12 protein-coding genes and 2 pseudogenes are annotated in these 23,886 nt (G+C 37.1%); 1 reads left to right on the top strand and 13 read right to left on the bottom strand.

Annotated elements, in window-relative coordinates:
* The first annotated feature begins 17 nt into the window (after positions 1-17).
* Positions 18-464, top strand: a complete 447-nt coding sequence (locus tag AC6ER9_RS05320) for a nucleoside deaminase (protein ID WP_497073767.1) — start codon at positions 18-20, stop codon at positions 462-464.
* A 911-nt stretch (positions 465-1,375) separates the two neighbouring features.
* Here the strand turns inward: AC6ER9_RS05320 and AC6ER9_RS05315 are convergent.
* The 13 genes and pseudogenes from AC6ER9_RS05315 to AC6ER9_RS05255 form a co-directional block, all read right to left on the bottom strand.
* Positions 1,376-1,867 (bottom strand): hypothetical protein, encoded by a 492-nt coding sequence (locus AC6ER9_RS05315; RefSeq protein WP_497073766.1) that lies wholly within the window; start codon positions 1,865-1,867, stop codon positions 1,376-1,378.
* A 177-nt stretch (positions 1,868-2,044) separates the two neighbouring features.
* Positions 2,045-4,960, bottom strand: a complete 2,916-nt coding sequence (gene ileS, locus AC6ER9_RS05310; protein WP_497073765.1) for an isoleucine--tRNA ligase — start codon at positions 4,958-4,960, stop codon at positions 2,045-2,047.
* 248 nt (positions 4,961-5,208) lie between these two features.
* On the bottom strand, positions 5,209-6,729 hold the full coding sequence (locus tag AC6ER9_RS05305; RefSeq protein ID WP_497073764.1) for an outer membrane protein: 1,521 nt from the start codon (positions 6,727-6,729) through the stop codon (positions 5,209-5,211).
* Between the two features lie 2,862 nt (positions 6,730-9,591).
* Entirely contained in the window at positions 9,592-10,476 is an 885-nt protein-coding gene (locus AC6ER9_RS05300) for an outer membrane protein (RefSeq protein ID WP_497073763.1), read from the bottom strand.
* A 167-nt stretch (positions 10,477-10,643) separates the two neighbouring features.
* Positions 10,644-11,468: pseudogene (locus AC6ER9_RS05295) on the bottom strand (outer membrane protein).
* A 385-nt stretch (positions 11,469-11,853) separates the two neighbouring features.
* Positions 11,854-12,681, bottom strand: a complete 828-nt coding sequence (locus AC6ER9_RS05290) for an outer membrane protein (RefSeq protein WP_497073762.1) — start codon at positions 12,679-12,681, stop codon at positions 11,854-11,856.
* A gap of 337 nt (positions 12,682-13,018) precedes the next feature.
* Positions 13,019-13,851, bottom strand: a pseudogene (locus AC6ER9_RS05285) (outer membrane protein).
* 1,992 nt (positions 13,852-15,843) lie between these two features.
* Entirely contained in the window at positions 15,844-16,164 is a 321-nt protein-coding gene (locus tag AC6ER9_RS05280) for a hypothetical protein (RefSeq protein ID WP_497073761.1), read from the bottom strand.
* A 1,665-nt stretch (positions 16,165-17,829) separates the two neighbouring features.
* The gene (locus AC6ER9_RS05275; RefSeq protein WP_497073760.1) at positions 17,830-18,450 is read right to left on the bottom strand and encodes a ribonuclease D; all 621 of its coding nucleotides are present in this window, start codon (positions 18,448-18,450) and stop codon (positions 17,830-17,832) included.
* The gene (locus AC6ER9_RS05270; RefSeq protein ID WP_497073759.1) at positions 18,443-19,837 is read right to left on the bottom strand and encodes a M20/M25/M40 family metallo-hydrolase; all 1,395 of its coding nucleotides are present in this window, start codon (positions 19,835-19,837) and stop codon (positions 18,443-18,445) included. Before AC6ER9_RS05270 ends, AC6ER9_RS05275 begins: the two co-directional genes overlap by 8 nt.
* An 86-nt stretch (positions 19,838-19,923) precedes the next feature.
* Positions 19,924-20,799, bottom strand: a complete 876-nt coding sequence (mutM, locus tag AC6ER9_RS05265) for a bifunctional DNA-formamidopyrimidine glycosylase/DNA-(apurinic or apyrimidinic site) lyase (protein WP_497073758.1) — start codon at positions 20,797-20,799, stop codon at positions 19,924-19,926.
* 295 nt (positions 20,800-21,094) lie between these two features.
* Entirely contained in the window at positions 21,095-22,342 is a 1,248-nt protein-coding gene (locus AC6ER9_RS05260; protein WP_497073757.1) for an aminopeptidase, read from the bottom strand.
* Between the two features lie 177 nt (positions 22,343-22,519).
* A complete protein-coding gene (locus AC6ER9_RS05255) occupies positions 22,520-23,356 on the bottom strand; it encodes a cell wall hydrolase (protein ID WP_497073756.1) in 837 nt (278 codons plus the stop codon).
* Between the last annotated feature and the right edge of the window lie 530 nt (positions 23,357-23,886).

Genomic DNA, 23,886 nt, shown 5'->3' with positions numbered 1-23,886 from the left:
TCAGTAGAAAGAACATTATGACTTTAACGCCCATGGAAATAGCCCTTTTGGAAGCGCAATGGGCTGCAAAAAAAGATGAGGTTCCCGTAGGTGCTGTCATTACACGTGGAAAAGCTATCATCGCACGCGCTGGTAATTTTATAAAATCTGCCTATGACCCTACAGGACACGCAGAAATGCGTGCCATCCGTATGGCTTGTGAAGCACTGCAAAGCGAAAGGCTTCCTGATTGTGATCTTTATGTAACACTTGAACCTTGTGCTATGTGTGCTGCTGCCATTTCATTCGCACGCATACGACGTCTGTATTATGCAATAAATGATCCCAAAGGAGGCGCTATAGAAAATGGCCCACGTTTTTATCAACAACCAACTTGTCATCACAAACCTGAGGTTTATTCTGGTTTTAAGGAAAAAGAAGCCGCTCAATTACTTAAAGATTTTTTTATCCAAAAACGATCCTAAAAACAGTTCTTCATCCATAACTTTCACTCTTTAAGAACTATCCTATTTCTTAAAAAAGCTATTTCGAAGCATTTTTTCTCTTTCAACACTACATATTGCTTCTATTAAATGATGCATTCATTTATAAATTATCCATTATTTTGTACATAAAATATAAAGTCTAAAATATCGTAGATATACGTTTATTTCAAATGACATTGAATCAATAAGAATCTCTTTCTCACACACCACAAATAGAATTATATCTGGATAAAAAGCAATTTAGAAAAAACTAAAAATATCTCTTATGGATGTTCTCAAATAGAACTGTCGCAACATTAGGGGCTGGAAAATACAATAATAACACCAGCTTTCTCCTGCATAAGCATAAAGATGAGGGATAATGAACTTTTTATATAACGCATTTATTTATAATGATAATTTAGCGTTTTATATTGGACTAGAGATCCGAATATCGTAAGATCCTCTCATTCTCAATCTGTTTATATTGAATCAATCAAATTTACTTGCTTACACATCATAAACAGGGCTATCGTATGGGTAAAAATTGCACAAAAAGGGCTAAAAATGCCTTTTCATGAATTATCTTAACCAAGGCCTATTAGATATTAAGAGCCAGAAGAAAAGGATAACACCATCTTTCTCCTTCACAAGCGTAAAGATAGAGGTGCACTGTAAATTTATCATTTACCATCTACACCAGTGACGGTGTAAAATGGGTTTGAGATCCTTGAGAAAGGCTTCTTGTTAAAGAAATGCAAAACCACTCTCTCGATACTATTGCTATATTTTCTATATTACGACTTCATAAAAATAACGATCTTCTTACAAAAAAGCTCTTTGTAAGTGCAAACTTGGTATCATAAGTTTTGGAAGAATACCGCATATCCCTTTAATCCTTCGTCTTTCTTCTATCGACCAACAGGAGCAGTCTTTGCTGGTTGGCGATAACTTAAAGGCGGTTCCGTAAGATAGCGACGGTATTTTGGACTTCCAACTTGTGCTCTTTGACGACGTAAATATTCTTGTCGTTGTTTTGCACTTAACTGTGAAGGATTTTCTAAACCAGTACTCGTAACTGACGATCCTTTGTGAGGAAAAGAAGGATTTCCCTGATGCTGTTTCGATGCTGCTATTTTATTGACAGATCTATCTTGTTGTGGCAGCGGCAAAAATTTGCGTGAGCTAGGACTTGGTATCACAAGTTCTGGGCGGGGCTTCATAACAATCTGACTGCTGTTATTGACTGGTGTTAATGAAGCAATATTAGCAACATCTTCAAAAAACTGTATCGAAACCGGTTTACTTGTCCCATAGGTAGGAGCAGATAAATTGCACCCTGTTAAAATAAAGCCTATACTTAAAATTCCTATTGGAAATATTTTTACTTCACGTTTTCTCACTGCCTATTCCATCTCCTAAGTATATGGCTGATTAATACTCCCGCTATTTATGAGAGAACGATCCATACACAAATTTCCCCCCTGAAGATAAAATAACGGTATTCACCTCGTAGCACAAAAAACTATATTTATCAATATGGGAAGTCTACTTGCATTTCTTTCCCTTTATCTAAAATTTTAAATCTTACCAAGAGCTTTTAATTCCCGCAAAGCCGCTGCATCACGGGCAGAGACATACGGATAAGACGGATCACTCCCGACATCTTGTGTATAACGCCATGACCTAGCACATTTTTTCCCCACCGCTTTCTCTGGCAAGACACCGACACCTTCAACATCATTCAAAGTAAAAGCATCGGAAGGCATTGGCTCCTGCGTAATTGTGAAAGCACTGGTGATACAAATCTCCGCCATATCCACACTTTCTAATGCCTCTCGTAAAATTGGATTGGAAATAAAAACAATGGGCGCTGCTTCTAACGAAGATCCAATACGCTTATCTGCGCGCTCAAGCTCCAAAGCACCTGTCACAACTTTACGAACCTGCCGAATTTTTTTCCAACGTTCAGCTAAAGACTGGTTTTGCCATTCTTCTGGGACCAAGCGAAACTGTTCTAAATGCACAGACTGACTTTCTGGATAACGCTCCAACCAAGCTTCTTCCATCGTAAAAGGCAACATTGGAGCAAGCCATATGACCATATGCTCAAAAATTTCACGAACAACCTGTAAGGAAGCCTTACGTTTTTGTGATGAAGGCGCGTCACAATAAAGAGAATCCTTACGGATATCAAAATAAAATGCTGATAACTCAATGATTGAAAAATCCAATAATGCACGCATGATCTTTTTAAAATCAAACGCATCATAGGCTTGATTAATCAGTTGATTGAGTTCAAAAAGCCGATGTAAGATAAGTTTCTCAAGATCTGGTAGTGCATCATAAGGTATTTCTTCCCCTTCATCATACGCTAAAGTTCCAAGCATCCAGCGAATTGCATTGCGCAATTTACGATATGAATCCACATTTGTCTGAAGAATTGTCCTACCTAAACGCTGATCTTCCCAATAATCTGTTGTCATCACCCAAAGACGAAAAATATCAGCACCAGATGTTTTAATGATCTCTTGTGGAACAACCGTATTGCCTAAGGATTTAGACATTTTTTTACCATTTTCATCCAAAGTAAAACCGTGTGTAACCACTGTTTTATAGGGAGAACAAACACGTGTCCCACAGCTTTCCAAAAGAGAAGATTGGAACCAACCACGATGTTGATCAGAGCCTTCAAAATAAACATCTGCCGGCCACTTTAAATCCGCTCGATCTTCCAACACAAAGCTATGACTTGCTCCAGAATCAAACCAAACATCCAAAATATCATAAACCTGCCCCCAAGGCTCATGCGCACGATCACCTAAAAAACGTTCACGCGCTCCTTCAGCAAACCATGCATCTGCCCCTTCTGCTTCAAAAGCCCGTAAAATACGCTCATTCACGCCTTCATCTTTTAAAACAACACCATCCTCATTGGCAAAAATACAAATAGGAACTCCCCAAGAACGTTGCCGTGATAGAACCCAATCAGGACGATCTTCTATCATAGAAGCAAGGCGGTTTTGCCCAGAAGATGGCACAAAACGCGTTTTTGAAACAGCTTCCAAAGCCCGACTGCGTAAAGTTGAACCATCTCCAAAATCTTTATCCATTGAAATAAACCATTGCGGTGTATTGCGAAAAATAATGGGTTTTTTCGAGCGCCAACTATGGGGATAGGAATGCTTTAAACGCCCCCGTGCAAATAATCGATCTGCATTAATTAAAGCGTTAATGACCTCTTTATTGGCATCACCCATTTTTCCATTATCGTCAATAACACGTGCTGGCCCCCCTTCTCGATCCGGTCCAAACCCAAGAACATCTTTCGTATAAAACCCTGCATCATCAACAGGAAAGGGTATTGATGAATCAATCCCCGCTTTCTCTAATAAAGATTTATAATCATTCCAAATTTCAAAGTCCTCACGCCCATGGCTTGGTGCTGTATGGACAAAACCTGTACCAGCACTTTCTGTTACATGAGCGCCTTCAAGCAGTGCAATCTTATAATTATATCCTCCAGCCAAACCTTTAAGGGGATGAGAAAGAACAAGAGTTTTCAATTCATCAGCGGAAATAATACGCAAACGTTTCAAAACAAGTTTAGCTTTTTCTGCACAACTCATAGCGAGCGCATCTGCAAAAAGAAGCTTTTCTCCCGCTTGAGGACCAAAATCATTTTCAGCACTTTCAACTTCATAGAGTCCATAAGAAATTTGCGAAGAATAACTCACCGCACGGTTAGCAGGAATGGTCCACGGTGTTGTTGTCCAAATAACGACATAAGCCCCATATAAATCATCAGAATTTGTTTCAAAAACAGGAAACTTAACCCAAATCACCTCTGATTCATGATCATGATACTCAATCTCTGCCTCTGCCAAAGCTGTACGCTCCACAACAGACCACATCACAGGCTTGGAACCACGATAAATCTGATCCGACATCGCAAATTTTATCAATTCACGCGCAATGCGTGCTTCTGCTTGAAAAGCCATTGTCGTATAAGGCGTATTAAAATCTCCCACGACACCAAGGCGTTTAAATTCTTCACTTTGAACGCTCATCCAATGCTGTGCAAATTCACGACATTCTTGACGAAACTCGTTAAGAGGAACCTCGTCCTTATTTTTTCCTTGTGCGCGATACTTTTCCTCAATTTTCCATTCAATTGGAAGCCCATGACAATCCCAACCAGGAACATAATTGGCATTAAAGCCCCGCATTTGGAATGAACGAACAACCACATCCTTTAAAACTTTGTTTAAAGCATGTCCAATATGAATATGACCATTTGCATAAGGCGGACCATCATGAAGAATATAAAATGGACGATCTTTTGCTTGTTGACGCAATTGCGCATAAAGCCCCATATTTTCCCAACGCGCCATCAATTCAAGCTCTTTTTGTGGAAGCCCTGCACGCATAGGAAAATTTGTCTGTGGGAGATAAAGAGTTTTTGAATAATCTATTGTTTCATTTTTCACAGTCATTGTGAAATATTCCTGTCCACTTTTACGATTTCATTTTTGCATAACTTCCCTGAATCCTGCAATCTTCGTTTTTATCTATAGGGAAAGCCCAGCTTATCATTCGTATTAAACAGCAATCAAGAAAATATATCATCACACTTTATGGGCTTTATCATGAAATTCACAAAAAAAGAAACCAAAAAATGAGCTTAAAAAAATAAAGGCTCCACCAATAGTGAAGCCTCTTAGAAATTTACTCGTAAAACAGATTAGAATTTATAAGCTACACCAACACGGAAATCATTGGTTTTGTAGTTAACCTCAAGTTTTTCATTTGCAAATTTCTTTTTACCAAAATCAGAGTAACGGTATTCTGCACGCACAATCACGTTATCCAACATCGCGAAATCAACGCCACCACCAAGAGTGTAACCAATCATTGTCTTAGTTTCATCGGTTAAATTCTTAGAAGAAACGACATTTCCATCGTCACCCTTAACGGATATCGATACAGTATCTTGGAACTGCCCATAAGCAATACCACCAGCAACATAAGGCATAAAGCGATCAGCAGCAAAACCGATCCGTACTCGTGTAGCACCACCCCAATTTTGCTTGAAAGTATGATTTAAAGCTTCAACTTCATCCTCTTGATCAAGACCAAGTTCAGAAGCCATTCTTTTCATTTGTTCTATACCATATGTATTGGAATCATCCTTATTCGCTGCTTGAGTGCTTTGTACTCCATGCGGATTAGAACGCCCACCACGGATACCATGATGACCTCCGCTTTGAGCTCCACTCGTTCCACTGGAAGCGCCTGCCCCTGAATCAGAGACAGCTGATCTACCCAGAATAAGCGGTGGACTATTTAATGTTCGCCCTCCTGTAATGACTCTTCGGTTTGTATCTGGTTTTCCCAATGAGCGCGATGCCTCCCCTGCTAATCCTACTCCTGTGCTGGAAGATGGTCTAGCCGCCGACTGCGATACACTTACACGGCCCACCGACATCCCGCTTGTATCTGATCGCCCTAATGATTCCGGTGATAATTGTACTGGGCTTGTCCCTGAGTTAGAGGATATTGTGAATGTAATTGGCTCACTGCTCCCTGATACTGTCGTTGACGTTGAAGTGCCAGTGGCGGGTGTTGCTACAGGTGTCACTAAAGCTCTAGACCCTGCTGGTGCGCCAGATGTTGTTTCTGATCTTGGTCCTGCTGGTGGTAATGCCGATCCTGATATTCCTTGCATTTCTCCTGCTTGTCCTGAAGATGGTCGTGTTGGGCCAGACATTACTGATGATCCTGTCCCTGCTGATGGTACTGTTCTTAGAGACACTGTTTGTACTGAAGGTGCTGAAGGTGCTGATCTGCGGGATCTTACGACTGCACTCTCTACTGTAGCGTTATCAGATTCACCTATGTTAATAGTCTTTGTGTGTTTTTTACCAGATAGCGTTAAATCCGTATCGACACCAAAAATAAAGTTATCACCGAGATCAATATTAGAGCCTGCATAGAAACCACCAGCAAAACCAGAGAGTTTAGGAGAGAACTCTTTATCTAGTGGGAAACTCTTTTCTTGATCAACAATAGCCATATCACCTTTGCTTAAAAAACCACCAGCCTGTACACCTAAATAAAGACCTGTCCATGAAAAAGTAGGTGCAACAATGGTAGAGGGAGTCGATGGTGCTGACTGACGAGGCATCATCACATCGGCAGCAAGCGCTGTAGACGCTGAAATTAAAGAAAAAATAGACGCTGTTATTAAACGTTTTGTATTCATAAAATCTCTCCAAATATCCAAAATGGTATGTATATAGAACATCTTTTTTGAAAGATCTGTAGCAAAAATGACACACTCACAAAAAAATACAAAAATTTTGAAAATAAGACTTCTGAACCATTTAATTTTGTATTCAATGAGAGTTTCTAAACTAAATTACACTAGATATGTGTCCTACTATTGGATTCATCTGCATTAAATTTTCGCATGACTGTTAAGGACTATACTCTTTACAAATTTCTTTTTATAGAAATCTAAATGACGATATGCTGTATACAATAAAACATTTTCTGGCATTGCAAAATCAATGCTAGCGCAAAAAAGTGAAACAAATCATTGTCTTTTTTAAGATTAAACATCATTAAAGTTTTACCTATTGGCCAGCATGCTATCTCTTTGATACTTTAGCTATGAGTATTTTGTATCTTAAATTAAGAAATCCAAAAGCCTAAGGTCCAACATTACAAAAAAATTTTAGATTCTTTGTGGAAATATTTTCATCCAGACACATCACTTTGATTGATAATAATCAACTTATTGTTTTGCACGTTGAATACAAAGCACATCGGGTTTTCTCATTGCAAAACTATTTATACTGAATGAGTCAAAATCACTTGGCTTTCATATCAAAAGCGGGACTGTCATATGGATAAAAACTGTATAAGAAAGGCATACCCTTTCATAAACTGTCGAAAAGAGCCAAGGTTTGGTCTGCGACATTTTAAAGCTAGTACAAGTATGTTATGATGCCAGCTTATTACTTCCTACGCGTAAAGACGATGGAGCTTGATGGGTTTTATATTATATTGAGGGGGAGAAGTCTTACAGCATTTATGGAACTGTCATGAAGTGGATGTAATGCGCTTTGAGCAAATATTTCTTTAGAGGCAGTGTTTAAATATGAAACACAAGTGTATTTTGTTGGGGAATTTTATTTTGTATGAGGGGTGTTTCATATATTCCCATAAATTTTATCTTCACGTATATATAATGTAAAAAAAACATGTACAAACACCTGTAAGGATAAGCAGATGTAAAAGCAGTTGTGTTATGATTGATGTTTTATAAAGTATTTTATATCTCTCCAATTCATATACTGGCATATTTTGTTTTTTATGGCATTGTTTTCCTAAAAAAAATACGTGCTTTTGTTGTTTCTTTTTACTCAATACCAATCCTAATGCAGTAGCATATTTGAAACAAAGATTGAAACGATTCAATGCTGTTCGAGCAATTCCAGCTTTTATATACCAGATATGGACAGGGATATTGCGTATCTCTCTGTTTATGTAATCTCTGAAATAGACAGACAGCCTACTTTGAAAAGAATATGAAATTTTAAAAATGAAAACCAGTTTCCATCTTTACTATCACTTTTTAATTCAGCTTTATGACTTTCAAGAACATCTCATGTCTTTTAAATAATGGAGATCGCTTATTGCCTCACGCTTTTGTTTATTGCTGTCTTTAACGGGGGTACAACCTGCACGTAAAACAAAACGCCCCAAACAGAATATAGGGTATTGCATATTCACGGGTTTGCTTTAAAGAAACATCTCTCAAGGTTATCACCCTCTTTTCACATCAAACCCCATGAATGAAGGGTATACCGATAAAGCTCCAATAATATAAAATCTATTGAGCTCCACCATCTTTACTTTACGCTAGTGAAAGAAAAAGCCAGCACCATCGTTATATTTACCAACCCTAGAATAGTGGCGACAAACCTTGGCATTTAAAACGATTCATAAAAATCTTTTTTATTATATAGTTTTCCCCACATGCCTACCCCGCTTATGACGTGCAAATGAATAACTTTGATTGATTCTGTGTAGATAGATTTGAAACGAGAGAAATTGATGGTATTCGAGCTTTTAATTCAAGTTAGATAATGCTAGATTATCTTTATAAATTAATACCTTGTAACTTCTCGACAGTTTATGAAAAGGCATGCCTTTCTTGTACAGTTTTCCCCACACACCTGCCGCGCTTATGACGTGCAAATGAATAACTTTGATTGATTCTGTGTAGATAAATTTGAAATGAGAGAAACTGACGGTATTCGGAGTTCTAATTCAAGTTGGATAACGCTAGATTATCTTTATAAATTAATACCTTGTAACTTCTCGACAGTTTATGAAAAAGCATGCCTTTCTTGTACAGTTTTCCCCACATGCCTACCATGCTTATGACGTGCAAATGAATAACTTTGATTGATTCTGTGTAGATAGATTTGAAATGAGAGAAATTGACGGTATTCGAGCTTTTAATTCAAGTTGGATAACGCTAGATTATCATTATAAATCAATGTATCATATCCTTTAAAGAACATAGTCAATAAAAGCGTAAGATATTGAAAAAAATATACAATCTTTATTATTTAAAAGATACGAGGTGCTTTTGAAAACTATAAAGCTGAGTGACAAAAAAGAGGGTAAAGTCGGAAACTGGTTTCTATTTTTAAAACTTCATATTTTTCTAACAGAGACTGTCTTTTGGTTATAATGATGAATGGATTAGATCATACGCTCACTCTCATCTGGAATATAGTATACAAAAGAAGATCAAAGTGAATTACTGATTATAATCTTTTCTACTTCTGAGATTCACGAAACGCTTTCCACTTGTTTCGTAGAATAGTCGTAGCACTATAAAATTTTATAAATCAGTCATTCTAAAATCAATATGTATATACACCCATTTATCATCTCTATGATATAAAAACTTTTTCTTTTAAAGTCTTATGACGCAAAATAATATAAATATAAAGAAATTAAGAGAGATCAAATAGAGAGAAAATAAAGGCCCCGTTAAACGAGGCCTTCGTATTTTTTCTGTTTTTCTAATTTTATTTTTATGAAATTAGAATTTGTAAGCAACACCTACACGGAAGTCATTGGTTTTGTAGTGGAATTCACGTGTATCGGTTGCGAATTTCTTTTTACCAAAATCAGAGTAACGGTATTCAGCACGCAGCAGCACATTGTCTGTCATTGCAAAGTCAACACCACCACCAATGGTGAAACCAACCATTGTCTTCGTGTCATCAGCCCAAGTACCACCAGTCAAATCTACAGTTTGCATACTCTTTTCTGGCTCCTGCCCCGCATTTTTCGCCTGAACAGGCTTGTCTCTTTGGCCTTTTCCTGAAACGGATTGAATGCCCTGTACCTGCGCATAGGCAATACCCCCAGCAATATAAGGCATAATACGGTCAAAAGCAGCATAACCAATACGAACGCGTGTCGCACCAGACCACTTTTCTTTGTAGCTGTGCGTTTCCGTTAGCTGGTCCCCTGCTTCAAACGCTTGGTTACCTTCTAATTCAACCTTAGCTTTTCTAAGGGCAGCATTAAAACTTGCTGCTTCCGTAGGATTAAGAGTGTACTCACGTGCTGTTTTTGTTTTTTCACGATCTGCCCAAACGGCATCAGTTTCAACACCGAGGATGAGGCCATTTCCAAGGTCTATGTTAGAGCCTGCATAAATACCTCCCATGAAACCAGAAGGCTTAGGTGTATTATCTTTTTTGAAAAGATTTCTGTCTTCTCCTGGAATAGTCACTTTAGTTTTACTTGAAAAGTTTCCAACTTGACCACCGATATAAAAACCTGTCCAAGAAAATGAAGGGGCTGCTGCGATGACGGCTGGGGCTGTTTCATGAGGGATCATGACATCAGCAGCTTGTGCTGCAGAAGCGGAAACCAAAGCGACAACAGAAGTTGCTATTAAAGATTTTGTATTCATAATTTTGCTCCTAGTTTATTTATAAGACAGTGCTACAAGATTACAGGATGAAAAGCTGTAGTAAAAATGTCACAGTCGTACAAATAAAAAGGAAATAAAATAAAAGAATTATTTTTGATAAAAACTCTTAGAGATTTATTTTTTATTAATCATTTTATTTTACAGGCCTAAAATTTGTAAGCGACACGGACACGGAAATTATTGGTTTTATAGCCTAGCTTAAGATCATCTTTTTTACCAAAGTCTGAGTAACGGTATTCTGCACGTAATAATATATTGTCTGTCATTACGAAATCAACACCAACACCCAAGAGTAAAACCAACCATTGTTTTTGTTTTATCAAGTACTGTCGCAAAGACTTCTTTACTTGGTTTACCATCTACCTGCTTTTTTGTTCCTAAAACTCCACCAACACCTTGTATTTGCGCATAGGAAATCCCCCCAGCAACATAAGACATAACGCAATCAACAGCTGCAAAACCAATACGAACGCGTATAGCGCCAGACCATTTTTCTTTGAGACCAATACTCTACACTACCGTGTCGCCTTCTTTAAACTTTTGATTTTCATCCAGTATAACACCAACATCTTCACATTTATCATTCAAATCATCAAATTCATCAAATGTAAAGATCTTTGAGGTTGTCTTCTTGTCTCCTCGCTCTGTCCAGACGGCATCGGTTTCAAGTCCTAGAATAAGGCATGATCAAGATCTATGTTAGAACCTACAGAGACGTCCCCATGAAATCTGAAAGTTTAGGGAGCCTATCTTTATCTGTCGTTTTTTCTTTTGTCTCTAAATCAAATGCCGCAACTTTACTTGAAAAATTTCCAACTTGACCACCGATAAAAACCTGCCTAAGAAAATGATGGGGCTGCTGTAGTAACTGCTGGAGCTGTTTTACGAGGGATGATAACATCTGCAGCTTATTCTATAGAAACTGCTGCTATAGCAATGACAAAAGTTGTTATTAAAGATTTTATATTTATAAACTTTTCTCCTCATTTATTTATGAAACAATGCTACAAAATTACACAGAGAAAAGCTGCCTTTTAAATGACGCGGTTACAGGAAAGGGGGAGCTTGCTGAAGATAAAATCACTGCACAGCTTCCATACCCTTACAACACTTTATAACTTAGTTCGCACCAGAAGTTGCAGGCTATGAACACACAAGAGATATTGATCTTACAGCGTCATTATTGACTATCGTTTATGAAAATCTTTTTTAAGAAAATCTGAATAATACCCTTTTTACACCCCCAATAAGGACAGAGTTTGTAGAGAAGATAGAAATAGAAAAAAACAGAGGCTCCGTTTAAAACAGAGCCTCATAATAAATTATTTTATATTCATCATTTCGTTTTTTACGAAATTAGAATTTGTAGGCAACACCTACACGGAAGTCATTGGTTTTGTAAGAGATTTTATCCCCGTCCTTTTCAAATGCTTTTTTACCAAAGTCTGAGTAACGGTATTCAGCACGCAACAAAACATTGTCTGTCATTGCGAAGTCAACACCACCACCAATGGTGAAACCAACCAAGGTTTTTGATTTATCATATACTTTAGCAGAAGCGACTTCAGTACCATCAGTTTTTTCTGCCTTAAGAGAACTGGCAAGCTGCAGCTGCGTATAAGCAACACCACCAGCAATATAAGGCATAATGCGATCAATGGCTGAAAAACCAATACGGACACGTGTAGCACCAGACCATTTTTCTTTTAGAAAGCTGCTCTCTACACGCTTGTCATTCCCCGTGATTTCATCAACTTTTCCCGTAGCTTTAAGTTTTGTAAGCTTATCTTGGAAACCTGCAAGGTTCGTTGATCCAATGACTTCTGAAGAGGCTTTTGTTTCTTTGCGACCTGCCCAAACGGCATCGGTTTCAACACCTAAAATGAGGCCATTGCCAAGATCGACGTTAGAACCTACATAGATACCGCCCATGAAACCAGAAGGTTTAAGTCTCGAGTCTTTATCTGTCGTTTTCTTTTTTGATTGTGAATCAAATGTATCAACTTTACTTGAAAAGTTTCCAACTTGACCACCGATATAAAAACCTGTCCAAGAAAATGAAGGGGCTGCTGCAATAACTGCTGCTGGGGCTGCTTCATGAGGGACGATAACATCAGCAGCTTGGGCTGCAGAAGCTGCTGCTATAGCAATGACAGAAGTTGTTACTAAAGATTTTATATTCATAAACTTTGCTCCTAATTTATTTATGAGACAGTGCTACAAGATTAAATGCAGAAAAGCTGTAGTAAAAATGATACAGTCACAGGAAATGAAGAGTTTGCTGAAGATAAAAACACTTCATAACCTCGTTTTATACGAGAGAATGGAAACTGTATATATAAATAACTTATTGATTTAAAATATTAATCTTATTTGCTGTTTATTAAAATACTTTTAATAAAATCTAAAAAATACCTTTTCACATCCACAATAAACATGGAGGGTGTGATAATATAGCAACAAAAATAACAAGAGACCCTTGTCTTTGACAGAGCCTCTTCGTTATTTAACAGATCACCTGTTAAAATTTATAAGCAACACCTACACGGAAATCATTGGTTTTGTAAGAAGTTTCATATTTATCATTTGAGAATTTCTTTTTACCAAAATCTGAATAACGATATTCCGCACGGACAATAACATGATTGGTCATTGCTAAATCAACACCCGCACCAAGGGTGTAGCCAACAAGAGTCTTTGTTTCATCAGACAAAGTACCAGAAGCTATAACTTTGTTTGAATCTTTGTCTGTTATTGAAATCAATGCAGTATCTTGAAGCTGTGTATAGGCAATACCCCCCGCAACATAAGGCATAATACGTTCAGCAGCAAAACCAATACGCACACGTGTCGCACCAGCCCACTTTTCTTTAAAAGTGAAACTGTGTGTCCGTTTAGCACCAGCTTTAAGCGCATCTTTACCAATATTAATTCCAGATTCTTTTAATACCTTCTGAATATAATTGATTTGTCTTGGAGCAATAACATATGTTTTTCCTGTCTTCGTGTCATCTTTATTAGACCACATGATATCTGTATCGACACCTAAAATGAGGCCGTTGCCAAGATCAATATTGGAACCTCCGTAAAGCCCCCCTATAAAGCCAGATAGTTTAGGCAAATAATCATTACTTAATGGAATTTTTTGTCCTTTAGCGAGAATATCCATCTTTGTTTTACCCGAAAAACCACCAATCTGCCCACCAAAGTAAAAACCAGTCCAAGAAAAAGTTGGCGCAACAATAACAGGAGCAACGGGTGTTGGACTCGGGGAACAACAACATCTGCTGCCTGCGCTGCTGAAACTGAAACAAACGCAAAAGCAGAGGCTGTTATTAACCATTTCATATTCATATTTTCTCTCCATAGCTGAAATATTTATTTGAACACGTTATTTCATATAGAGCCCAAGCTTTAGATATCTGTAGCAAAAATGATACACTCATAAAAAAAACAAAAAACCAATCACAGCGCCCTTAATTGCTTGATCTTTCATGAATAAGAACGATACGATGCCCATGCACAAATAATTTTCTCTCGTCTTTATAAATTTTTTAAAAATTGCATCATTTCCCATGTAAAGCAGGTGCTACGCGTTATAAAAAGATAACGTTCTGATTTATAACGAAATTTTTACATTAATTTGTCTGTTATATTGAAGATGCTTTCATTTTGAGCACTTTATATTAAAACAACGAAAATTGCCTCCATGTACGTCACAAATGAACAAGGAAATAAAATCGTTTAAGAAAGAGCTAAAAATGCTTCTTATGAACACTCTCAATATTAAGAATAGTAAGGACCGATTACACTATTGAGAACAGTTAAATGCAAACCTTCTATTTAGGTTCATACAAATAAATTTATACAAATAACGTTTTTAGCTTCACCCTTCACATGAGCAAATGTGAAGGCTATATAATTGTTTTGTTTTTTATAAAAAGGATGCTTGTATCGTCCATAAACAAGATACCGAATAACCCTATGCAATAAGATCATATAAAATTTCCTCACACCTGCTCTTTATTTTGACTTTAGGTATTTATTCTTTTGATCTACTTGCCATTTTACTGCTTCTCTCAACCTTATAGAAAATCCTTATTCAGAGCTTTAGAATTATTTTTAGGCTCTCTATTTCATATTCTTTTGTAGACTTAATTGAAAAAACGCCTCAAAACAGACAACTAATATGATAAAATAATATGATAAAAATTGAAACTTATATATAAGCTCTTCCGAACACTGAAAAAATGAAAAATATTTCTTAAAGTTTTTAAAATAAGCCTTGCTCTTAAAATCATCAATTGAGTAAATAATTTGGCAAAAAAAATATCTATGATTGAATTATAGGCAAATAATGCATTGTTTTTAATTGTGCAACTTAAGCATACCTAAAAAATAAAAAGTTTAAGTTAAAAAATCTTGTTATCCCTTCACACATGGCGTCTTATTCGATTTGGAACGCGTTATTGTCTCAGATTCTTTCTCTAAACAACCCAGATTTTTATCAAATGAGTTTGTCTTGGTTTCTCGCTCATGTGATTTACTGAACTGAAGACTCTATGGACCTCATTCTGCTCTGATTCATCCTTTCCTTAAAATAATGACTCCTCACAGCGGTTTAAATGCCACGCTTAAATGGTATTTACGTCTTTAAAAGCTCAATTTCTAAGTTTATTAAACCCATGAAATTTGTAAGAGAGCGATAAATTTGTAACAAGCGATTGCCATTATACAGTTTTCACTGAAATCCCCCTACCCCTATCTTTATCCGATGTCAGAACGCCTGTAGGTTGCGTATTCGCACACTTGTTGTTAAAAGACATCCTCTAAAGAGACATCTCTTAAGGCCCCCACCCCCATTTCACGACAGCAGACATGAGTGATATAAGGGTAAATCCACGGCCCTATCTTTACACTTCTGAAAGAGCGAACCGGTACCCGCCCAGCACTTTGCCAATCCTTAATTGCGTCAATCCCTAATCCTTAAAGACGCCTCATAAGAAGCATTTTGAATCCTTTTTTGTATTGTTTTACTCCACACACCTCATCACGCTTGTAAAATACAAAAAAATAGTTTTGATACATTCAACATGAAACATGTTTGAAATGAGAAAAACTTACGATATTCTGTATTCTCATTCAATATGCAACACAATGAATAATCATTATAAATCAATATACTTTATACACAGTGTGTTGCATCTCTACCGTGTAGAATCACATTACTCTTTGCAAAAAAACAGCTCTCCCCCTTTTCAAGGGATAAAAAACATCTCTTCAGCTCTCGAGCATAGTCCAAGCTCTTAATTTAGAAGAAAGTTCTCAATGTTATTTTCTCACTTTTTAGAAACTCATTGGGCCTCGTGAAAATCTTGGACGTACTTTTTTACCTACCCTTTTTTTAGGACCTCTGTTTTTATCAGAATATGACACAGGTGCTAACTGAGCAGCTGTTACACATTCGCTATTATTTATGTAAGGAAGTTCCATTTGAAAAACTTCAGATAAAACCTTACTTGCCTGTTTAGCTGAAAAAAAGTCTATAGAAGAAGCCACTGAAGATGCTCTCTGTATAAGGTTTTGAGACGCTAAAAAAGAAGCGCTCTGAGCGACAGAAATCGAAGTAAACGTGGCAAAAGTTGTTATAAAATATTTTATATTCATAAAATTAACCTCATTAAAATATCCATAATGGGTTTTACCTAGTGTCTTTATTGCCAATTTCCAGAAAAAATAGCATGTTTATAAGTAAAAAGTGAAATTACTAAAAAAAACAAAGTGTTAGAGAATTTTAATGTTTAAATAGATACAAATTTGCCTGCTTAGCCAACATAGAAATCATTCGTTTGCTAATAAATAAAAGCACAAAGTACCATTTGGGGGAAAACGACACAAATATTACATCAATATATTGATTTATAAATATAGTTCAAAACTCCCCCCAATTAAATGAGCGCTTTGAGTATCGTAAGCTTCTCTCATTTCAAACCCACTTATGACATGTAAGCACAATTATTCGCTTACATGTCATAAATAAAAAAGTACGCTCCTGCTAACTTATTTCTCACACATTTTTCTAGGAAGTTATTCTTTGCATTGTTTAGTGTAATCATGGTAATCTTTATATATTAAACACAAAACATATTGGTTTATAAAGATAATTTAGTATCATTCATATTAAGTTATACTTCTAGATACCAAAAATTCTCTCATTCCCAATCTGTTCCATATTGAATTAACCAAAGCCATTTTTTGCATGTTACAAGGTGGATGCGTGTATGAATAAAAAACACTCAAGAAAAGGCTAAAAATACTTCTGATGAATGCCTTTAATATTAAAAACAGCGAGAATGATTACAACATTTGGGGGAGCAAAGTCACGTGACGGTACTGGCTTGTTACTCCACAAGCATAAAGATAGGAATGCTCAATAAATTTTATATCATATTATTAGGGGCTTTATTGTTATATTATTCATGAATGCCACCATGAAATGGGTGTGACGTGCCTTAAGAAAGATTTCTTTTAAAAAAGTACGTTAATGTGCAACATAAATATATTCTGTTTTACATGGAAGAGAGTGTCTCCCCATTTAAAGAGTCTCCATCTTTATGCTTATGGAGTAACAAGCCGGCACTATCACACTATTTTCCAGCCCTAAAATGTGTGGACCAAATCTTGACACGTAAGACGATTCATAAGAGGTATTTTTAGTCATTTCTTATACAAATTTATCCACATACTCACCCCATTTGTTCTGTGCAAGCAAATGGTTTTAATTGATTCAACATGGAACAGATTGGGAATGAGAGAATCTTATAATATTCAGGTTTCCTATTCAAGTTGAATAACACTATATTATTATAAATCAAATACTTATACCATTAAAGAGCGTGAAAAAATGTGTCATATCCGTAACTTAATAGATATTATTTTAAATACTTTTGAAAAGCATAAAGCAGAATATAAGGATGGTAAGAGTGGAAATCAGTTTTATATTGATTCCTTCATATTCTCTGAAAATTAAGCCATATACCGATTTCAGAGATTGAAGCCCTCCAATCCTAGCGTATGTTCCAAACCGCTCCTCACAATTGTTTTTTTCAAATAAAGACCGTTATAAACATAAAAAACATGGGCACAAAAAAGAATGAGCCTAAAAAAACATGCGACCGTAAATGCATTTTTATTGCCTAAACTTCCACTAAAATAACGTAACTCTGTTATAAAAGGCTCTCATCAAAAAAATAAGAGGACAAAATGCCGATAATGTAGGTATTTTGTCCTCTTGCATTAGTAATTCATCTATTTAAAAGCAAACGTTTAAAGTTAGCTATGCGCAAAAATATCAACTTCAGACCACCCTAAAAGGTCAAGCTTGGCTCTCATAGGCAAAAATTGAAAACATGCTTTGGCAACACTTTCTCTCTCTTCGCGTTTCAAACGTTCTTCAAATATAACTTTTAAACGATGCAAATATAACACATCCGACGCAGCATATTCAATTTGTGCCTGTGATAACGTTTCTGCCGCCCAATCGGAAGATTGTTGCTGTTTAGAAATATTTACATTTAGCAATTCACTACAAATTTCTTTCAATCCATGACGATCTGTATAAGTACGCGTGAGTTTTGAAGCAATCTTTGTGCAAAAAACGGCTTCCGGCATCACGCCAAATGTATGCGCTAAAATAGCAAGATCAAAACGTCCAAAATGGAATATCTTGGTGACTGCGTTATCTTTAAGAAGCTTGACCAAATGAGGCGCACTCTTTTGTCCTTTAGCAATCTGTATAATATCAGCAGTCCCATCTCCAGAAGAAATCTGAACAACACATAAACGATCACGATGTGGTTGAAGCCCTAAAGTCTCCGTATCAATCGCAATGGCATCAGTGTTATAATTATCTAAGTTTGGCAAATCACCTTGATGAACGCGAATCTCAGCCATTCACCCTCCTATTTGCTAAAGCAGTAAGAATACGTGCCCAAGACCGCTGCCCCTTATGAAATGATTTTAGATTATACTTTTCATTAGGCGAATGAATACGATCATCAGCCAGTCCAAAACCAACCAAAAGAGTTTCCATACCAAGAATTGACCGAAAATCTGCAACAATTGGAATCGAGCCCCCCATGGCTGTCAAGACAGCAGGAACTTCCCACTCTTGTGATAAAGCATCCTTCGCCGCTTTGGTATAAGATGAAGTATCAGAAAGCTGAAGTGCCGGAGAAGAGCCATGATTCTTAAATTCAACCGTACAATCAGCAGGAATCGCACCGCGTACATAATCACGCAATGCTTGGCGTATTTTCTCTGGATCTTGCTTATGGACTAGACGACATGATACTTTTGCACTCGCTTGAGAAGCAATAACCGTTTTCATCCCTTCCCCTTCATATCCCCCACTAATACCATTAAATTCCATGGTAGGGCGTGCCCATACAAGCTCTAAAATGCTCCTACCTTTTTCACCAGCTGGAACAGAAAGACCGATAGGACCAAGAAAACTTTCAGCAGTACAATCAAGCTCATTCCATGATTGTAAAATATGTGGAGGTGTTTCTTCTACGCCATCATAAAAACCAGGAAGTGTTACCTTATTATTTTCATCATGAAGTCCTGCCAAAATTTTAGTTAAAATACGAATGGGATTGGCTGCTACTCCTCCAAAATAACCGGAATGCAAATCACGATTTGCTGCAGTAATAATAATCTCTTCTGCCATAACCCCCCGAAGAGAAAGAGCAATAGATGGTGTATCCGCGTTCCACATTGATGTGTCACAAACCAATGCATAATCTGCCTTAAGTTCATCTTTATTTGCTTTTAAAAAAGGAATAAGAGAAGGGGAAGCACATTCTTCTTCTCCCTCAAATAAAATAGTAATCTTAACAGGAAGCTGTCCTGTTTCTTTCTTATATGCACGACATGCTTCAATAAAAGTCATCAACTGACCTTTGTCATCAGAAGCTCCGCGAGCACAAATAACTTTTTCTCCATCTCTCTCTTTTAAGGAAGGATTAAACGGATCATCTTCCCATAAATTTAGCGGATCAACAGGTTGAACATCGTAATGTCCGTAAAACAATACATGTAAACAATCCTCTGAAGGCCCTAGATGATGCCCCACAACCATTGGATGCCCCAGTGTATCACGCCGTGAAGCCTCAAAACCAATGCTTTTTAAGTCTTCTACTAACCAATCAGCTGCTTTACGACATTCATCCTTATAAGCAGAGTCTGTAGAAACCGATTGAAAACGTAAAAGAGAAAAAAGGCGCTCAAGGCTCTTTTCTATATTCCCATCAAGATGTGTTAGTACTTTATTCAGCATAAAAAAAACCTCTCAAGCCTTGTATTTTCGTATAATTGTCAGATCTTGACTTTAAGCTTCTTATCGGATTTTGCAAGACACCTTATTCATTTTTGACATTGTGAGCAGTAAAAACTTGAACGCCCAGCCTGTAAAATACGGAGTATAGGCGTTCCGCATTCCAAACATTCCTTACCTTCTCGTCCATAAACCGAAAAAGCATGTTGAAAATAACCAAGTGAACCATCTACATGCGTATAATCACGTAAAGAAGAGCCACCAGATAAAATAGCTTCAGAAACTACATTGCGTATATTCTGTGCTAAAGAATCTGCAAGTTCACGTGCATGTAGTTTTTTTGATGCCAATGTAAATGCACAACGCTGTGGAGATAAGCGACTCCACCAAAGCGCCTCACAAACATAAATATTCCCAAGACCCGCAACGATAGACTGATCAAGTAAAGCCCCTTTGAGAGACATTTTTTTATTAACAAAAGCCTTTTGTAAATAATGACCAGAAAATGCATTACTCATAGGTTCAAGCCCTAACTTATTTAAAAGCGGATGTTCAGAAAGCTTGTCTGTATCAACTAAAAGTATAAACCCAAAGCGACGCACATCATTATAAATAAGATGATAAACTTCACCATCCTTGGCTTGAAGAACCATGATGAAATGATCATGCTTAACCAATTTGCTCGTCTTTGAAAAATCTTTTCTCAAAAGATCATTCTCTATACGCCATGAGCCCGACATTCCTAAATGGCTTAAAATTGTTTCATCCTGAGAAAGATGGAATAATAAATATTTTGCACGCCGACCAAGTTCTATAATTGTTCTGCCAATAAGACGCTCAGAAAAAGCCTCAGGAAAAGGAAAACGCAAATCTCTACGATTAAGTTTAACAGAGATTATCGTTGCATCAGTGACAACAGATTCAAGTCCACGACGAACTGTCTCCACTTCAGGAAGCTCTGGCATCAGTCCCCTTTAATAATTATGCGTTTTTTAATGATTGATGCACTTTCCAATCATATCACCAATAAATTGACTACCTCTCCATCCTTAAAGAGCGAAGATCCCCATCCTATCTGGTAAACACCCCAAATCCTCATCGAATAGAGCTCTCTTAGCTTCTTAATCATGTGATTCACTTGACAAAAGATCATTCTCAAGCCCTGCCTTGAACATCCAACACGTACTCTAAAAATACGTAACGTGTCCAGAAAGCCTACACATCCCCTATCTCGAATGACGTGTTTACACCATAACAGAATTAAGCCCATTCACCCTTACGAAAGATAGGAATTCTTCCACCATCCTGCCTAATGCCATCTATGTCAATTTCACCAGAGCCAATCATCCAATCAATATGAATAACGCTTTTATTACCCCCACGTGCTGCAATCTCTTCTGGTGTCAATGATGCACCATCTAAAAAGCATTTGGAATAACATTGCCCTAAAGCAATATGACAAGCTGCATTTTCATCAAATAGGGTATTATAAAAAAGAAGATCACTCTTAGAAATAGGTGAAGAATGAGGCACAAGAGCAACTTCACCCAATCGACTTGCCCCCTCATCACTTTGCAAAACTTGCTGTAAAACTTCCTGACCTGTTGATGCACGAGCCTCAATAATACGCCCTGCGTCAAAACGCACTTCAATATTATCAATCAATGTTCCTTGGTAGGAAAGTGGTTTTGTTGAGCGAACAAATCCTTCAACCTTATGAGCATGAGGCGTTGTAAAAACTTCCTCTGTTGGAATATTGGGATTGCAAATAACACCATTTTGAGCAACGGACGCCCCCCCTTGCCATTCATGATCATCTGCCAAACCAACCGTTAAATCAGTCCCTGGTCCTGTAAAGTGCAAAGCAGAAAAACGCTGCTCATTAAGCCAAGATGACCGTTTCTTCAAAGTTTCATTATGAACAGTCCACGCCTGCACCGGATCTTCTCCTGTAACACGTGAAGCAGAAAAAATTGCATCGGCTAATTTTTTTACCGCCTCATTAAGTGGTAAAGAAGGAAACATCGCTTCAGCCCATCCTATTGTTGGGTAAGCAACAATCGACCAATTGATAGAAAAATTTGATATTTTTTTGAGAGCAGGTTGATAAGCCAGCGAAGTTGCCTTATTCAAACGTGAAACTTTATCAAAATCTTGATTGGAAAGGAGCAAAGGATTATCACCAGCAATTGCTAAACGTGCAGCTCCATTTTCAAAAGCCTTCGCCATTCCTTCATAAAGCCAAGAAGGAGCACAATCAAAACTAGCCGTATGGGCGTTTTCAAAACGTGTAAGCGATAACATATCATCACTAAAAATTGGTGTAATGACACCAGCACCAACCTTATAAGCATGATAGGCAATACGTCGAACAAAAGGTAATGCTGAAACTGGAGCCGTCAAAACAAGATCCTGCCCCTCTTGTAAATTAAGCCCTACTTTTACCGTAACTTCTGCAAGACGATTAAGCAATTCAGGAGAAATTGTCTCATGAATATCAAAATACATTACCAATACCCTTCTTTAAATAAATAGGTTCCTTACGCTGTCATATTCTAAATTGTTTTTCCAAAGCCTTTGAGCTCATTTTCTCTACGTATATTTATACGTATCACTATCGCTAAAGGATTTACTTAATGCATAAGCCGCAATAGCTGTATATTCCTTCTTTGGTCGCGAAAAAAATTACCAGTTTCTACGACGCTTTTCTAACATTGCAACAATTGCATTTAACTGATCGGATGAAGGTAATGCCATAATCGCTTTATTTTCTTCTTTCTGAACTAAATGTTGAGGTGCATAGCTTGGAATGGGAACTTTATCAAGCCGAACCATAGCAAAAGACTTAAGCTGTACCGCCTTGGATTGTGCTACTTCTGTCGAAGAAGATACACCTTTTTCTACCTTTATTCCCTTACTTTCTAAGCCTTCATCGATAAAGTTTGGAACATGACCAGAACGTTCTTGAGCAAAAGCATAAGCAACATCATAAGGACGATTATTGGTAGGAACTTGAAGTGATCCATCACGTGATCGTTTTTCATAAAAAGCATTGCCCCCTGCAACATGAACATAGTGCATGTTTCTATAAGGAAAAGACAAACCTGCGGTATGAAAAAACTTAGCGTGTTTAACCTTCTTATCTCGCTCCCCCCGTAAAACAGCGTCAGCGGCCTCTCTTACACGAGCAACAGATGCTTTCTCCCTCATAGGACGCGTTAAAACGCCAGGAGCAAACTGCTTATATTGGCCAACAACACCACAAATTGTCTTGGGATAAGCAGTTGAATTAACACGATTCATAACAACTGTCCCAACAGCAATCATTCCTTCACGACTTGAGCGATTTGATTCAAAGTACATCGCACGCATAAGGCATTGGCGCTCTGTCAATGGATATGAAACTGTTTTTGTTCTCTTATTATTTACTTTTCCCGCATCTAAATGATTTGCAGCACACCCCACAGTAACCAACGGCAATACGCAACAAGCAACAAAAACATCCCAACATTTTTTTTTCATCTTATGCAAAACATTCCTATAATCTCTGGCCTATAATCTCTGAGCTATTTCACACTTTGAAATAAGCTTTAAATGTATCTCTCAAAAAAGTATACAACTAATCGTCATCACTCAGTAAAATTTTAATACAAGTGGTAATCAAAAACTATCTGTGTGAAATAAATAATAAAAAAATATCAATTTATAGACCAATACTGTCATTCCTAATAGCCAAACACAACCCATAATACCCCTCACATTTTCATCGCAATAAAATTAAGATACTTTCAAAAACAACCCATTCATTCTACATACGAAAAAAATTGAAACATCAAAACTCTTAGCATCAATATTGATAAAAATAATACAGCTATCCCCTTAATATAAAGTTTAACAAAATGAACAGAAAAAATCCCCTCTGATCACAATACGAACGATGATATCATTCAATATACAAATATGTCAAATCAAGAGTCAATACCCTGCTATACGACCTCGTGGTGGCCTTTTGTTTTTTTCATAATATGGTTATTATATTCTTTCTATAGCTA

This window comes from Bartonella sp. SL317 (assembly GCF_059687655.1).
The sequence above is the reverse complement of the archived record's forward strand: the minus strand, read 5'-3'. Positions and strand labels throughout refer to the sequence as shown.